This window comes from Promicromonospora sp. MEB111, assembly GCF_030209445.1.
GTDB lineage: Bacteria > Actinomycetota > Actinomycetes > Actinomycetales > Cellulomonadaceae > Promicromonospora.
The window spans coordinates 135,880-151,191 of the sequence record NZ_JARVSD010000005.1; the positions used below are offsets into that span (position 1 = coordinate 135,880).

A 15,312-nucleotide genomic window follows, 5' to 3' on the forward strand; every position below is an offset into this window, starting at 1 on the left:
GGCCTCAGCGGCAGGCACGGTTCTCCTTACGGGGGCGGGCCGTCCGGATCAGGACGGGACGATCGGCAGCATGCGGGTCGCCTGGCGGCCCGGGGCCTGCGCGGCGGACTCGGCGGCGACGGCGTTCTCGAGCACCTCGACGTCGGCGACGTCGTAGCCGGCCTCGTCCACGGCGTCGCGCAGGGGCGCCTCGGCGAGCGGGAGCTTGGAGATGACGCGGACCAGCGAGGTCTCACCGGCGTGCAGCTCGACGCTCACGTCCTGGACGTCCGGCACGGCTCGCAGCTCGTTGGTCACGGCGGACACGCAGTGTCCACAGGTCATGCCGGTCACGGCGAGCTTGGTCACGGTGGTCATGTGGTCTCCTCGGTTCGTGGGCTGCTGGACGTGCGGGTGCTGCTCGACGTGCGCGGGCTGCTCGGCGTTCACATGCGGACGAGGCGGGCGATCGCCTCCGAGGCCTCCCGGACCTTTGCGGCGCCCTCGGCGTCGGACGCCTTGGCCGCGTCCACCACACAATGTCCCAGGTGGTCCTCGACGAGCGCCAGGCTCACCGCCTGCAGTGCCTTGGTGACGGCGCTGACCTGGGTGAGCACGTCGATGCAGTACACGTCCTCGTCGATCATCCGCGCAATGCCGCGAACCTGCCCCTCGATGCGGCGCATCCGCTTGAGGTAGCCGGCCTTGTCGGACGCGTAACCGTGCGGTCCGTCGTGCGCACCGGCCGCGTGGTGGTGCTCGTGATCCTGCTGCCCGACGGCGGCCTCGGTCGCCTCGGTGGTCTCCGTCGCCTCGGTCATGTGTCCATGAGATACCCCACGGGGGTAGTGAGTCAAGTGTGCTGACCACGGGCGCGGTGGCGAGGTCGTTGCTACGTTCGACCGATGGACCAGTCAGGGGGACGGGGCGTCGCGGTCGTGGTCGAGGACGACGACCTCATACGTGAGGTCATCGAGGTCATACTGCAGCAAGCCGGATTCACCGTGCACCTCGCCGCCACCGGCGCGCAGGGCGTCGCGCTGGTGAAGGCCCACCGGCCCGTCGTGACCACCGTGGACGTCTCCCTGCCCGACATCGACGGGTTCGAGGTCGTGCGCCGCGTGCGGACCTTCTCCGAGACGGTGGTCGTCATGCTCACTGCCCGGGTCGACGAGGTCGACACGCTCATGGGTCTCGAGTCCGGTGCCGACGAGTACGTCACCAAGCCGTTCCGGCCGCGTGAGCTCCGAGCGCGCATCGACGCGCTCCTGCGCCGGTCCGGCCACCTCGTTCCGGCGACGGCGGAGGAACCCGCCTCCGGCGAGGACGGCGACGGCGGGCTCGAGGTCGACACCGCGCGTCGCACGGTCCGCCTGGGTGGCGAGCCCGTCCACCTCACCCGCACCGAGTTCGTCCTCCTCGCGGCCCTTCACGAAGCGCGCGGCCGACCGGTGCCGAAGGGCGATCTGGCCCGCCTGCTCTGGCCCGACGAGCACGGCTACGGCGGCGACGTCACCGACGCGGACCGCCGCACGGTCGAGGTGCACGTGGCCAACGTCCGTCGCAAGCTCGGCGACAGCCCCACGAGCCCGCGCTTCATCCATACGGTCCGGGGGCTGGGGTACCGGTTCGAGAATGCCTGACCAGCGCGACCTCGGTGTCGTGCGCCAGGCGCATGAGCCGCTCCAACGTCTCGACCGGCGGAACGGTGCGTCTCCGCACCACGTCCTGCGCCACGGACCAGGCCGCCCGGGCCAGTGCGACCGCCCCGACCATGGCGCCCGAGACGGCCAGCCCGACCGCCGTGTCGTAGACGGCGTACCCGCTGCGGTCGAACGAGGCGACGGTGAGGAGCTCGAGGCGCCGCTTGAGACCGGCGGCATACTGCTCGGCGAGCCGCCGGGCGGTCGGCCCTCCGAGATCCTGGGCGAGGTCGCGGAGCACGCTCTCGTCGAGGATGTCCGCCGCGAGGGCACGCGTCGGCGGGGTGGGCACCGGCCCGGGTTCGCCGGCGGCCGGGAGGTCGGCGGCGGACGCCCGCCCGTACCCGCTGGTCGCCCGCACGTACCCGCCGGCCCAGAAGTCTTGTACCTCCGCCATGGCCGCACCTCCCGTGAGTGCCTGAACGGCTGCTCCCATCGTGCGACCCGGAACTCAACGCCCAGCCGAAGAACCTCAAGGGCTGCCCAGGATCGCCCTTGAGGTTCTTGAGGTTCTTGAGGTTCGGTGGTCCCAGGGGCGCCCGGCCGCCCGCTCGGACGAGCGGCTTCGAGGGCCACCCGGATCGGATACCTTTCGTCCTGGATACCCCAGACCCTGCATGAGAGGTCCTCCCGTCGGCATGCCCGCCTCGATGACTCGCCGCCTCCTGCTCGCCGCGCTGGCGGCGGCCGGACCGCTCGCCCTCACGGCGAGCGCGGCACCCACCGACACCCCCGCGCCGCCGCCCGCGGTGGTCCCTGCCGCGACGCGGAAGGCCCAGGCGCAGGAGGCGCCCCGCATCTACCTCGCGGGCGACTCCACCGCGTCGCAGAAGTACGCGGGGGTCTTCCCCGAGACCGGCTGGGGCATGGGACTGCCCTGGTACGTCGCGCCGCGGATCGAGGTCCTCAACCACGCGATGAACGGGCGGAGCTCCAAGAGCTTCATCGCGGAAGGGCGCCTCGACGTGATCCTGGACGCCGTCCGCCCCGGCGACGTGCTGCTCGTGCAGTTCGGGCACAACGACCAGAAGTCCGACCCGCACGTCGGTACCGACCCGTGGACCAGCTACCCGACCCACCTGCGCCGCTACCTCGACGGCGCCCGGGAGCGGGGCGCGCGGCCGGTGCTGCTGACGCCGGCGGAGCGCCGCCGGTTCGACGCGGCCGGGAACGCCGTCGCCACCCACGGGTTCTACCCGGACGCGATGCGGGCGCTGGCCGCCGCCGAGGGCGTGCCGCTGATCGACGTCACGGCGCAGACGCTGGCGCTGTGGCAGGAGCTCGGGCCGGACGGCACCCAGGTGTACTTCCTGAACACCTACGAGGGGCGGCAGGACAACACGCACTTCAACACCCCGGGCGCCCGCCTGATCGCCCGGATGGTGGCGCGCGGCCTGCTCGCCGCGGGCGTCCTCGCGGAGAACCAGGTGCGCCGCCTCGACGAGAGCATCCCGGTCGAGTGGTTCACCTGGCCGGAGGAACCGCCCGCGGCGACCTGAGCCGTCAGCCCAGCGCGGCGTCGACGTTGGCGACGACGACGGCGACGACGGCCACGGCGGCCCAGAGGAGCAGGCCGAACCGCCACCAGAGGTTGAGGTTCAGCCGCTTGGGCGCGTCCAGCTCCATGGCCTCGGCGTCCGACAGCGGGCGCGTGGCCCACCCGGCCTCGGTGGCGGTCGCGAGGCTGTACCGCAGGCCCCACGAGAACCGCAGCAGCCAGAACAGGTGGACGTACGAGTAGCGCAGCACCAGGGCTCGCCCCGCGTCGAGCGGCGCCGTCTTGCTCTTGCTGCCCCAGCCGAAGAAGACCATGTTCTTTTTCCCTCGTCTCGAACCGTGCGCACCGTGCGCGCGGCGAGCGAAGCGTGGCAGAGCGCGGGCGTACGGTCAGTGGGGAGAACTCCCCACCTGCGGCTTCCCGCCGCCTCCGCGGTCCGGATGAGAGTCACCGGGGCCCGGCGTAACGTGACGAGAGACCGAAGCCAGTTCGATGATGACTGGAAGGGGTAACCCAACATGCCTGGAAACAAGGCGGTCGCGTACCGCGAACCCGGCGTGGTTGAGGTGGTCGACATCGACTACCCGACGTTCGAGCTCCGGGACGGACCCGGGGTCAATCCGGCCAACATAGGTCGCAAGGTGCCGCACGGAGTGATCCTGCGGACCGTGTCCACCAACATCTGCGGCTCGGACCAGCACATGGTCCGCGGTCGTACCACCGCGCCCCCGGGACTGATCCTGGGGCACGAGATCACCGGCGAGATCGTCGAGAAGGGCCCGGACGTCGAGTTCCTGGACGTGGGCGACATCGTCTCGGTGCCCTTCAACATCGCCTGCGGGCGGTGTCGCAACTGCAAGGAGCGCAAGACCGGCATCTGCCTCAACGTGAACCCGGACCGGCCGGGGTCGGCGTACGGGTACGTCGACATGGGCGGCTGGGTCGGTGGCCAGGCGGAGTACGTGCTGGTGCCGTACGCGGACTTCAACGCCCTCAAGTTCCCGGACCGCGACCAGGCCCTCGAGAAGATCATGGACCTGACGATGCTCAGCGACATCTTCCCCACGGGCTTCCACGGGTGCGTGAGCGCAGGCGTGGGCGTGGGGTCCACGGTGTACGTGGCGGGCGCCGGACCCGTGGGGCTGGCCGCCGCGGCGTCGGCCCACCTGCTGGGAGCCGCCGTGGTGATCGTGGGCGACCTCAACAAGGAGCGGCTGGAGCAGGCGCGGTCCTTCGGCTGCGAGACGGTGGACGTCGCCGCCGGGCCGATCGGTGACCAGATCGAGCAGCTCCTGGGTGAGCCGGAGGTGGACTGCGGCGTGGACGCCGTGGGGTTCGAGGCGCGCGGGCACGGGTCCGACGCGTCGACCGAGCACCCCGCCGCGGTGCTGAACGCCCTCATGGAGGTCACGCGGGCGGGCGGCTCGCTCGGCATCCCCGGTCTGTACGTGACGGGCGACCCCGGCGCGTCGACCGAGGCGGCGAAGGTCGGGTCGTTGTCGCTGCGGCTGGGGCTCGGCTGGGCCAAGTCGCACGCGTTCACGACCGGTCAGTGCCCGGTGATGAAGTACCACCGCGGCCTGATGCAGGCGATCCTGCACGACAAGGTGCAGATCGCGCAGGCCGTCAACGCCCAGGCGATCCCGCTGACGGAGGCGCCTGCGGGCTACCACGAGTTCGACGAGGGCGCGGCGACGAAGTTCGTCCTGAACCCGAACGACTACATCAAGGCCGCCTGACCCCCAGTGAGGTGGCCTCTTCCGGGACAGCACCCGGGGAGGGACGGGGCGGGGCAGGACCCGGGCGCACCGGGTCCTGCCCCGCCTGTCTCTCGTCCGACGTTCCTCCCCCGGCGTTGCTCCTACCGCGGTGTGGCAGCGGCGGCGGCCCGGGCCGCGCCCGGGAGCGCGTCGAGGATCCGCTGCACGGCGGCGTCGTCGTGCGCCGCGGAGACGAACCAGGCCTCGAAGACCGACGGGGGCAGGTTGACCCCGGCCGCCAGCATCGCGTGGAACAGGGCCGTGTACCGGAAGGTCTCCTGCGCCTGGGCCTGCGCGTAGTCGCGCACCCCCGACGCCGCGGCCAGCGGCCCGAAGAACACCGAGAACAGCGAGCCCGCGCGCTGCACGCGGTGCTCGACGCCGGCGGCGGTCAGCGCCTCGCCCACGGCGTCCGACAGCACGCGCGAGACCTCGTCGACCCGGGCGTACACGGCGTCGTCGGCCAGCCGCAGGGTCGTCAGGCCCGAGGCGACCGCCACGGGGTTACCCGACAGCGTGCCCGCCTGGTACACCGGCCCCAGCGGGGCCAGGTGGTCCATGACCGACGCCGGTCCGCCCAGCGCCGCCACCGGCATGCCGCCGCCGATGACCTTGCCGAACGTGAACAGGTCGGGCGTGTAGCCCGCGCCCCCGGCGGCCCGGATCGCGTCGTTCTCCACACCCCACCAGCCGGCGGGACCCACGCGGAACCCGGTGAGCACCTCGTCCAGGATGAACAGCGCGCCGTGCGCCGACGTGATGCGGCGGAGCCCCTCGTTGAAGCCCTCGGCCGGCGGCACCACACCCATGTTCGCGGGCGACGCCTCGGTGATGACCGCGGCGATCTCGGAGCCGCGCTGCGCGAACGCCGCCTCGACGGCCGCCAGGTCGTTGTAGGGGAGCACCAGGGTCTCGGCGGCGGTCGCCTCGGTCACGCCCGCCGAGCCCGGCAGCGCGAGCGTGGCGACGCCCGAGCCGGCCTCGGCCAGCAGCGCGTCCATGTGTCCGTGGTAGCAGCCGGCGAACTTGATCACGAGCGGCCGGCCCGTGACCCCGCGCGCCAGACGGATCGCCGTCATCGTGGCCTCGGTGCCCGTCGAGACGAGGCGCACGCGCTCGGCCGCGGGGACCCGGCGCCGGACCTCCTCGGCGAGCTCGACCTCGGCCACGGTCGGGGCGCCGAACGACAGGCCGCGCGCGGCGGCGTCCTGCACCGCGGCGACGACGTCGGGGTGCGCGTGGCCCAGCAGCGCCGGGCCCCACGAGCAGACCAGGTCCACGTACTCGCGCCCCGCGACGTCGGTGACGTAGGGCCCCCTGGCCGAGGCGAGGAAGCGCGGGTCGCCCCCCACGCTGCCGTAGGCGCGGACCGGCGAGTTCACGCCGCCCGGGATCGCGCCCTGCGCGCGCACGAACGCCGCGTGGTTGGCCTCGGGCGCACGGCGCAGCGCCTGGGCCTCGACGGTGTCCCGGTTCTCTTCGGTCACTTGATCCACTCCGCGATCTCGAGCGCCCAGTAGGTGAGGATGACGTCGGCGCCGGCGCGCTTGATGCTCGTCACCGACTCCAGGACGGCGCGGTCGCGGTCGATCCAGCCGTTCGCCCCGGCCGCCTCGATCATCGCGTACTCGCCCGAGACCTGGTACGCGGCCACGGGCACGTCGCTCCGGTCCGCGACAGCGCGCAGCACGTCCAGGTACGACCCGGCCGGCTTCACCATCACGAGGTCGGCGCCCTCGGCGAGGTCCAGGTCGGCCTCGCGCAGGCCCTCGCGGCCGTTCGCGAAGTCCATCTGGTAGGTCTTGCGGTCGCCCTTCAGCTCCGAGTCCACGGCCTCGCGGAACGGGCCGTAGTACGCGCTCGCGTACTTGGCGCTGTACGCCAGGATGCTCGTGTCGGCGAAGCCGGCGTCGTCCAGCGCGTCCCGGATCATCGCGACCTGGCCGTCCATCATGCCCGACGGCGAGATCACGTCCGCGCCCGCCTTGGCCTGCGCCACCGCCATGGAGGCGTAGCGGATCAGGGTCGCGTCGTTGTCCACAGCCCCTGTGGACGTGAGCACGCCGCAGTGCCCGTGGTCGGTGAACTCGTCGAGGCAGGTGTCGGCCATGAGCACCGGCGTGGGCGCGCCGGGGGCGAGGCCCTCGTCCAGCGCGGCCCGCGAGGCCCGCAGCGCCCGCTGCAGGATCCCGTCCGGGGCGTCCGCCTGCGAGCCGTTCGCGTCCTTCACGGCGGGGATGCCGAACAGCATGACGCCGCCCAGGCCCGCGGCCCGTGCGGCGCGGACGGCGTCGACCAGGGACTCCTCGGTGTGCTGCACCTGCCCGGGCATGCTCGCCAGCGGCGCCGGCTCGGTCAGGCCCTCCTTGACGAAGAGCGGCAGCACCAGGTCGGCGGGGTGCAAGCGGGTCTCTGCGACCAGACGGCGCATGCCCGGCGTGGCGCGCAGACGGCGCGGCCGGTACACGATCCCGGAGGAGCTCACGATGTCCTTCTCTCTCGTTGTGGTGTCGGACGCACCGGTCACCAGGGTGACCCATACGCCTGACAGGTGCGTCAGGTTCTGACGAGGGCTTCGGTCACGGCGTCGGCCAGGGCCGCGTCCGTGGGTGTGGCGGCCACGGCGAGCACCGTGTGCCCGACGGCTCGTGCCGTGCCGGCCGACGGCCCCCCGATCGCGACCACCCGCTGCGGGCCCAGCTGGGCCGCGACCTGGCGGGCGGCCGAGCCCGAGGTGACCACGACGACGTCGTACGAGCCGCGCAGCTCCGCGGGCAGCTCGCGCGCGACCGTGCGGTAGGCGGTCACCACGTCGGCGACCCAACCTTTGGCGGCGAGGCCCGCGCGGAGGGTGTCGGACGCGAGGTCACCGAGCGGCAGGAGGACACGGTGCGCGGGACCCAGGGGCGCCACGGGGAACGCGTCGGCGAGCCCGGCCCCGGTCGTGGTGCGCGGCACCAGGTCGACGCTGATGCCGTGCGCGGCCAGCGCCTGCTCCGTCGCGGGTCCGACGGCGGCCCACCGCACCGGCCCGGCGTGGACCGACCGCGACTCGGCCGACTCGGGACCGAGCAGGGCGTCCACGGCGTTCACGCTCGTGATCGCGACCCAGTCGTACGCGCCGTCGGCCAGGCGCTCGCGGGCGGCGTCGAGCTCCGCCGGGTCCTCGACCGGGGCCCGCTCGATCACCGGGGACGCGACCGGGTCCAGTCCGCGCCCGCGGAGCAGGGCGAGGAGCCCGGCGGCGCGCTCCGGGGCGCGGGCCACCAGCACGGCGGGCTGCCCGGCGGTCGGCGCGGGGCTGTCGGAGGATCCGGTGGACCCGGCCGCAACCGGGGGACCGGCCGCAGGGGGGACCGGCTCGGTCACGCCTTCTCCGGGACCGTCGCACTCAGCGGTGCGAGCCGCTCGGCGCCGTCGGCCAGCAGGTGCTCGGCGACGGCGACGCCCAGCGTGCGGGCGGCGTCGTCGAGCGCCTCGGGGGCGATGTCCGGGGACAGCGACGCCTCCCCGCCGCGCGACATCTGCTCCGAGCCGTCGACGGCGGCCACGACGGACCGCAGGCGCAGCACCGAGCCGGACACCGTGGCGTGCGCGCCGACCGGCGCCGCGCAGCCGGCCTCCAGCCGGGCCAGCACGGAGCGCTCGGCGAGCACCGCGAGGCGGGTCGGCCGGTGGTCGAGCAGGTGGATCGCCTCGGCGAGGTCGGGCGCGGGAGCCGCGCCCGTCGCGGGGTCGGACACGATGTCCGCGGTGCGCACCTCCACGGCGAGCGCACCCTGCCCGGGGGCGGGGGCCACGACGTCGACGTCGAGCACCTCGCTGATCACGTCGGTGCGGCCCAGGCGCGACAGCCCGGCGTAGGCGAGGACGACGGCGTCGAGGTCGGCGTCGGGCCCGAGCGCGCGGTTGAGCCGCGTGCCCACGTTGCCTCGGATGTCGACGACGTCCAGGTCGGGTCGCGCCGCGCGGATCTGGGCGGCCCGCCGCGGCGAGCCGGTGCCCACGCGCCCCCCGTGCGGGAGGGTCGCGAGGGTGAGGCCGTCACGTGCGCACAGGGCGTCCCGTGGGTCCTCGCGCTCGGGCGTCACGAAGGTGAGGCCGGGCGCGGGGGTGGTCGGCAGGTCCTTGAGGGAGTGGACGGCGACGTCGCAGCGGCCGTCCAGCAGCGCCTCGCGCAGTGCGGTCACGAAGACGCCGGTGCCGCCGAGGCTCGCGAGGCTCCCCGTCTTCACGTCGCCCTCGGTCTTGATGTGCACCAGCTCGACCGGTCGGCCGGTCAGCTCCTCCAGGCGCCTGGCCACCAGACCGCTCTGGGTCGTGGCGAGGGCGCTCGCACGGGTCCCGAGGCGGATCGGCGCGGCGTCGCCCGGGGTGCTTCCAGGGGTGCTGACGGACAGGGGGGTCGGGGTCACCAACCCAGTCTCCACCCGAACCCCCGCCGGGAGGAAACCAGAAGGTGCCCGATGGGCGGATTTCACAGGGTTGGTGGCGTGCTGTCAGAACCTTGTGCCGGAACGCGGTGTCCGGCGCGTTCCTCAGCCCTTCTCGCCCAGGCGCTCAGCGGTTCGCCCGGCGTGCGCGACGATCGCCGCCAGGCCCGTGCCGGCGATCCAGCCGCCCGTGACGTCGAGGCCGGGCTCGGCCAGGACCGCCCCCTCGTACTCCCGGACGGCGGCCCGGTAGGCCGGCGTGGGCGGGGGCAGCGCGCCGTCCCAGCGCTGGTGCAGCACCTCGCGCACCCGGTCGGTCAGGTCCATCCCCAGCAGCGCCGACGCGTCCCGGGCGGCCTCCTCGGCGGTGGGCTGCGGCGTCGGCTCACCCATGCGGCCGTAGCTGAGGCGCACCACGTGCACCCCCGGTCCGGCGGCGGCGCGCACGCGGCGCGCGAGCCACGGCCACTTGGCCGTCGCGTGGGTCAGCGCCTTGGCCCGCACACCGCCCGCCGCCGTGTCGGGGGCCACGAGCATCCCCGAGCCGCGCGGGGCGGCGTCGAGCTCCGGCGCGTCGACGAGCAGCGCGGCCAGCCGGATGTCCGCCCCCCGCTCCGGGGTTGCGGGCGGGACCAGCCCGGCCGAGCCGAACTCGGTGCGGGTCGCCAGCACCACGCGGGGCGTGCGCAGCACCCGGCCGTCGGCGGTGCGCACCAGCCAGGCAGGGCCGCCGGCTGCGGCGCCGCCGGCAGCATCCCCGCCGTCCGCCCGCTCCACGTCCGGCACCCGCTCCAGGCCTGCGACCCGCGTGCCGAACCGGACGTCCAGGCGGTCCACCAGCGCGTCCACCAGGGCGTGGACGCCGCCGTCGATCCCGCGCACCGCGGACCCCGGGGGCGCCGCGGCCCGCAGCGACGCCACGGCCCGCGAAAGGGACCCGGTCCGGGCGTACGCGTCCAGCAGCCCGGGCGCGACGGCGGCGACGTCGAGCCGGTCGAGCGGCGCCGAGTGCACTCCGGCGGCGACCGGGGTGACGAGCCGGTCCGCCACCCGGGAGCCGAGCCGCGACCGCGCGAGGGTCCCCAGGTCGGTCGGGTCGACGAGCCGCGCGGGCAGCACCCGGTCCAGCGAGCCGCGCAGCACCCCGGGCCAGCCGATCGCGCGCCGCACGTCGGCGGCCCACGGGCGCGACGGGATGCCCAGCACGCCGGCCGCCGGCAGCGGGAACGCCCGCCCGGCGGCATAACCCCAGGCGGAGAGCGCGGCAGGCGCCTCGACGGTCAGCCCGAGCCCGGCGACGAGCTCCTCCACGGCCCCGCCCCGCACCGCGAACGACTCCGCCCCGAGGTCCAGCGGCACGTCCGGCAGCGACGTGAACGCCCCGCCGAGGATCGGCCCGCCGGCTCGCTCGCCGGCCTCCAGCACGACGACACGCAGCCCGCGGGCTGCGAGCGTGTGCGCGGCGACGAGCCCGCCGATCCCGGCGCCGACGACGACGGCGTCGGCGTCCGCCGCACCGGACCGACCGGCCGTGGGGGTCACAACGAGTGGACCAGCTCGACCACGCGGGTCAGCACCGTCGGGTCCGTCTCCGGGGGAACGCCGTGGCCCAGGTTGACCACGTGGCCGGGCGCCTTGAGGCCGCGGGAGACGACGTCGCGCACGTGCGCCTCCAGCACCGGCCACGGCGCGGCCAACAGCGCGGGGTCGATGTTCCCCTGCAGGGGCACGCCGGGCAGCAGCGCGGCGGCCTCGTCGAGAGGCGTCCGGTAGTCGACGCCGACGGCGTGGTCCGTCAGGCCGGCGTCGGCCAGGACCGTGCGCATGGCGGGCAGCAGGTGCCCGGTGCCGGTACCGAAGTGGATGGCCGGCACGCCGGCGTCCGCGACGTAGGAGAGCGCGCGGGTCGACGACGCGGCGACACGCGTCGTGTAGTCCGCGAGCGAGAGCGACCCGGCCCAGGAGTCGAAGAGCTGCACGGCGCTGGCGCCCGCCTCGACCTGAGCCCGCAGGAACGTCCCGGTGAGGTCTGCGGTCCACGTCACGAGCGCGTCCCACGTGGCGGGGTCGGCGTGCATCAGGGTGCGCGCGGCGAGGTGGTCGCGCGACGGCCGGCCCTCGACGAGGTAGGCCGCGAGGGTGAACGGCGCGCCGCCGAAGCCGAGGAGCGGCGTCGACCCGAGCTCGGCGACGGTCAGCGCCACGGCCTCGCGGATCGGCTCGAGCGCGGCGTCGTCCAGGCTGCGCGAGGTGAGCCGGGCGACGTCGTCGGCCGTGCGGTACGGCTGGTCCATGACCGGTCCGACCCCGGGCTGGATGTCCACGCCGACCCCGGCCAGCTTGAGCGGCACCACGATGTCGGAGAAGAAGACGGCGGCGTCCACGCCGTGCCGGCGGACGGGCTGCAGTGTGATCTCGGCCGCGAGGTCGGGCCGCAGGCAGGCCTCCAGCATGCCGGTGCCCACGCGGACCTCGCGGTACTCGGGCAGGGAGCGACCCGCCTGCCGCATGAACCAGACGGGCGTGCGACCAGGACGTTCACCCCGGAGCGCCTGCACAAGGGGTGCGGCGGTGGTCCGCCCGTCGGCGAGCGGGTGAGCAGGGGTGATCGTGGTGGACTTCACGCTTCACGATTCTGCCCTGCCCGGCCGCGGTGCATAAAGTTGGAGCACTGTGGTTCTCCTCTCCCTCACCGCCAGCCACCGAGAGCTCGATCTCGACGCGCTGGAGCGCCTGTCCACGGGTTCGTCGTCAGTGGGTCGTGTTGTCGTGGGTACATGCGGCCCCGTCGCGGGCGCCGTGGTGATCTCCACGTGCAACCGGTTCGAGCTCTACCTCGACGTCGACGCGCCGCTGAGCGGCGACAGCGTGAAGCACGCGACGCGCCACGTGGCCGAGCTCGTGGCCCACGCGTCGGGCGTGACCGGCGACGTCGCCGCGCGGAGCTTCACCGTCCGCACCGGGCCGGAGGTCACGGAGCACCTGTTCGCCGTGGCGTCGGGCCTGGACGCGATGGTCGTGGGCGAGCGCGAGATCGCCGGCCAGGTGAAGCGCTCGCTGGCGATCGCGCGCGAGCAGGAGACCACGTCCAAGACGCTGGAGCTCCTGTTCCAGACGGCGTCGCGCACCTCCAAGCGGGTCGGCACCGACACGGAGCTCGGCGCGGCGGGCCGGTCCGTCGTCGCGCTCGCCCTGGACCTCGCCGAGAGTGAGCTGCCGCCGTGGGACGGCACGCGTGCCGTGCTGATCGGCACCGGCTCGTACGCGGGCGCCTCCGTCGCGGCCCTGCGGGCCCGCGGCTGCGAGGACATCGGCGTCTACTCGCAGTCCGGCCGCGCCGAGGCCTTCGCCGAGTCGCACGGCGTGCGGTCGGTGGACTCGCTCGTCGAGGCCCTGGCCGACGCCGACATCGTGGTGAGCTGCAGCGGGGCCCGGGGTCGGGCGCTCGCCGCGCGGTCCGACGGAGAGCCGGCCCAGCCCGGCTCGGCCGGGTCCGACGAGGCGCTCGGCGCCATGGTGGCCGGGAACTTCGGCGGCCAGACCACGCTGCCGCGCGGACTGTCCGGCGAGGTCGGCCCCGAGGCGAGCCTCGGCCACGTGCTCGACGCCGCCGCGGTGGTGCGCGCCCGGGAGCGTGCCGCGGACCGGGCCGGGGACGAGCCGGAGCCCCGCCCGCTGGTGATCCTGGACCTCGCCCTGCACCGCGACGTGGACCCGCGGGTCGCCGACGTCGAGGGCGTGCTGCTCTACGACCTCGCCACGCTGAAGGCGCACGCACCCGCGGTCGCGCACGACGTCGTCGCGCAGGCGCAGGGGATCGTGGACACCGCCGCCCGGCGCTTCGAGGAGACGCGCCTGGGCCGGGAGGCCGACGCCGCGGTGGTCGCCCTGCTCGACGAGGCGGAGGTCCGGGTCGTGGCCGAGGTCGACGCCGCCGTCGCCCGGCTGACCGACGAGCTCGCCCTGCGCGGCGAGCCCGCCCCCGAGGAGTCGGACGTCGACGTCATCGCCCGTGACGTCCGCAAGCGGGTGCACGCCGAGCTGCACGACAAGATCGTCGCCGTCCGGGCCCGGGCCACCGCCGAGGCGCGGGCCGCGGAGGCCGCGCTGGTCCAGGGCGCCGTGGCCCTGACGAAGAAGGCGTCCACCCAGCGGGACGCCGACCACCGCTCCAGCCGATAACCAGCCCGCGCGCCGATAACCAACCGGCGGCGATTGTCCGGATATGCCGGGCGGACTGCCATCCAGGGTCCAATTCGTCCATCGTTACCGAATCGTGATCAGGGTGATTTTATTCACCCGGGGGTGCGGGCTAAGTTCGGTGGCTCAAGGACCGAACGCGCATTTGCGCATCGAGATGCTGGAGCACCTTTTGAAGCACGCAGCACACAAGAAGAAGACCGCATCGGCGGGCGCGCGGACCATCGCGACCGTCGCCATCGCAACCGCCGCCACGAGCATGGCGGCGCCGGCCATGGCCGCCGAGGCCTCGCCGCTGGACTCCCTCGGGGACCTCGGCACCACCGCCGAGGGCCTCAAGTCAGCGGTCCCCGCCCTCTCGTCGACCTCGATCGACCTCAGCGAGCTCACCGGCTCGCTCCCCGCGACCGACGTGGTCACGGACGTGGCGAAGAAGGCAGAGCTGCCCGCCTCCATCGCCCCCACCACGGCCCTCGCGCCGAACTACGAGCCGGCGCAGTACGTCTCGGGCGCCCTCCAGGGTGCCGCGCCCCAGGTCGTCTCCGAGGTCGTCGGCGGCGTGACCGGCGGCTCGGCCGTGTCCGGCGTGACCGGCACCGCCAAGGCTGCGCTGGCCAACGTGCTCGGCGGCGGCGCCCTGGGCACCGCGACCGGCGTGGTGTCCGGCGTGACCGGTGGCGTGCTGCAGGGTGACGTCGTGAACGGCGTGGCCGGTGGCGTGCTGCAGGGTGACGTCGTGAACGGCGCCACGGGCACCGTGACGGGCGTCGCGACCGGCGCCGTCGAGGGCGTTCCGGCCACCGTGGCCGACGTGATCCGCAACGTGCCGAACGTCCTGGGCGGCGTGACCGCTCCGGTCGCCGGCCTCACGGCCAACCTGCCGGGCGTGCTCGGTGGCGTGGGCGGCGTCGTGAACAGCGTCGTCTCGAACGTGCCGGGCGTGGTCGCCAGCGTTCCGGGCCTCGTCGCCAAGGTCACCACCCCGGCCGCCGGTGCGGTCGAGACGGTCGTGGGCGACGTCGCCGTGGACGGCGTCGTCAAGCCGGTCGCCACCGGTGTGGTGCCGGGTGCCGTGGGCACCGTGCAGAACGGCGTGGTCCCGGGCGTCACCTCGACCGTGGGCAACGTGACCGGCTCGGTCGTCCCGGGTGCCGTCGGCACCGTGACCGGCGACGTCGTGCCGGGCGTCGTGAACGACGTGGCCAAGCCCGTCGTCGGTGACGTGGTGCTCGGCGGTGTCGTCGGCGGCGTCGTCAAGGGCGACGTGGTGGGCGGCGTCGTGGCGCCGGTCGTGAAGGACACCGTCGTCGACGGCGTCGCGAAGCCGCTGGTCGAGGACGTCGTCGTCGAGGGTGTTGCCAAGCCCGTCGTGAAGGACGTCGTCGTGGACGGCGTGGCCAAGCCCGTCGTGAAGACCGTGACCGGCACCGTCGAGGGCGTCGCCGGCGGCGCCGTCAAGGACACCGTCGGTGGCGTGACCGGCGCCGTGGACGGACTCACCGGCGGGGCCGTGAGCGGCCTCACCGGCGGTCTGCTGGGAGGTCTTTCCTGAGCTGAATTCCCCGGGAGGACCCCAGCCTCTTCGGTCTTGACGTAGCGGGGTGGAGCGCCATTGGCGCTCCACCCCGTTTGCGTTCTCCGGCGCTTTCAGAAGGTTCCATTCCTCTGTCCGTTGTTATCGGATCGTTACCATCGCATCAGGTTTTTCCGGTCTACCCCTTTTTCCGGCTATTACCGAT

General features: G+C 74.1%; 15 protein-coding genes. 5 read left to right on the top strand and 10 right to left on the bottom strand.

Going from position 1 to position 15,312, the window contains the following annotated elements:
- Positions 1 to 48: 48 nt before the first annotated feature.
- Positions 49 to 357, bottom strand: a complete 309-nt coding sequence (locus tag QRN56_RS05610; RefSeq protein WP_285101802.1) for a heavy-metal-associated domain-containing protein — start codon at positions 355 to 357, stop codon at positions 49 to 51.
- 68 nt (positions 358 to 425) lie between these two features.
- On the bottom strand, positions 426 to 800 hold the full coding sequence (locus QRN56_RS05615) for a metal-sensitive transcriptional regulator (RefSeq protein WP_285101803.1): 375 nt from the start codon (positions 798 to 800) through the stop codon (positions 426 to 428).
- Positions 801 to 884: 84 nt separating this feature from the next.
- Here QRN56_RS05615 and QRN56_RS05620 point away from each other — a divergent pair, with 84 nt between their 5' ends.
- The gene (locus QRN56_RS05620; RefSeq protein WP_285101804.1) at positions 885 to 1,622 is read left to right on the top strand and encodes a response regulator transcription factor; all 738 of its coding nucleotides are present in this window, start codon (positions 885 to 887) and stop codon (positions 1,620 to 1,622) included.
- Here QRN56_RS05620 and QRN56_RS05625 read toward each other — a convergent pair.
- The gene (locus tag QRN56_RS05625) at positions 1,576 to 2,079 is read right to left on the bottom strand and encodes a hypothetical protein (protein ID WP_285101805.1); all 504 of its coding nucleotides are present in this window, start codon (positions 2,077 to 2,079) and stop codon (positions 1,576 to 1,578) included. The two genes, QRN56_RS05620 and QRN56_RS05625, sit on opposite strands and share 47 nt — an antisense overlap.
- Positions 2,080 to 2,332: 253 nt before the next feature.
- Between QRN56_RS05625 and QRN56_RS05630 the strand changes: the two genes are divergently transcribed.
- The gene (locus QRN56_RS05630; RefSeq protein WP_285101806.1) at positions 2,333 to 3,181 is read left to right on the top strand and encodes a rhamnogalacturonan acetylesterase; all 849 of its coding nucleotides are present in this window, start codon (positions 2,333 to 2,335) and stop codon (positions 3,179 to 3,181) included.
- Positions 3,182 to 3,185: 4 nt separating this feature from the next.
- On the opposite strand, the gene QRN56_RS05635 is transcribed toward QRN56_RS05630, so the two are convergent.
- On the bottom strand, positions 3,186 to 3,494 hold the full coding sequence (locus tag QRN56_RS05635) for a hypothetical protein (RefSeq protein WP_285101807.1): 309 nt from the start codon (positions 3,492 to 3,494) through the stop codon (positions 3,186 to 3,188).
- Between the two features lie 204 nt (positions 3,495 to 3,698).
- On the opposite strand from QRN56_RS05635, the gene fdhA reads away from it, so the two are divergent.
- A complete protein-coding gene (fdhA, locus tag QRN56_RS05640; protein WP_285101808.1) occupies positions 3,699 to 4,919 on the top strand; it encodes a formaldehyde dehydrogenase, glutathione-independent in 1,221 nt (406 codons plus the stop codon).
- 122 nt (positions 4,920 to 5,041) lie between these two features.
- Here the strand turns inward: fdhA and hemL are convergent, their stop codons facing one another.
- From hemL to hemE, 6 genes are all read right to left on the bottom strand, one after another.
- A complete protein-coding gene (hemL, locus tag QRN56_RS05645; protein WP_502928751.1) occupies positions 5,042 to 6,427 on the bottom strand; it encodes a glutamate-1-semialdehyde 2,1-aminomutase in 1,386 nt (461 codons plus the stop codon).
- On the bottom strand, positions 6,424 to 7,371 hold the full coding sequence (gene hemB / locus QRN56_RS05650) for a porphobilinogen synthase (protein ID WP_502928754.1): 948 nt from the start codon (positions 7,369 to 7,371) through the stop codon (positions 6,424 to 6,426). Before hemB ends, hemL begins: the two co-directional genes overlap by 4 nt.
- 125 nt (positions 7,372 to 7,496) lie before the next feature.
- The gene (locus QRN56_RS05655; protein ID WP_285101810.1) at positions 7,497 to 8,309 is read right to left on the bottom strand and encodes a uroporphyrinogen-III synthase; all 813 of its coding nucleotides are present in this window, start codon (positions 8,307 to 8,309) and stop codon (positions 7,497 to 7,499) included.
- On the bottom strand, positions 8,306 to 9,355 hold the full coding sequence (gene hemC / locus QRN56_RS05660; protein WP_285101811.1) for a hydroxymethylbilane synthase: 1,050 nt from the start codon (positions 9,353 to 9,355) through the stop codon (positions 8,306 to 8,308). Before hemC ends, QRN56_RS05655 begins: the two co-directional genes overlap by 4 nt.
- A 123-nt stretch (positions 9,356 to 9,478) precedes the next feature.
- Positions 9,479 to 10,915, bottom strand: a complete 1,437-nt coding sequence (locus tag QRN56_RS05665; protein WP_285101812.1) for a protoporphyrinogen/coproporphyrinogen oxidase — start codon at positions 10,913 to 10,915, stop codon at positions 9,479 to 9,481.
- Positions 10,912 to 11,997, bottom strand: a complete 1,086-nt coding sequence (gene hemE, locus QRN56_RS05670) for a uroporphyrinogen decarboxylase (protein WP_285101813.1) — start codon at positions 11,995 to 11,997, stop codon at positions 10,912 to 10,914. Before hemE ends, QRN56_RS05665 begins: the two co-directional genes overlap by 4 nt.
- Positions 11,998 to 12,046: 49 nt before the next feature.
- On the opposite strand from hemE, the gene QRN56_RS05675 reads away from it, so the two are divergent.
- The gene (locus tag QRN56_RS05675) at positions 12,047 to 13,555 is read left to right on the top strand and encodes a glutamyl-tRNA reductase (RefSeq protein ID WP_285101814.1); all 1,509 of its coding nucleotides are present in this window, start codon (positions 12,047 to 12,049) and stop codon (positions 13,553 to 13,555) included.
- A gap of 190 nt (positions 13,556 to 13,745) precedes the next feature.
- Positions 13,746 to 15,125, top strand: a complete 1,380-nt coding sequence (locus QRN56_RS05680) for a hypothetical protein (RefSeq protein ID WP_285101815.1) — start codon at positions 13,746 to 13,748, stop codon at positions 15,123 to 15,125.
- Positions 15,126 to 15,312 lie beyond the last annotated feature (187 nt).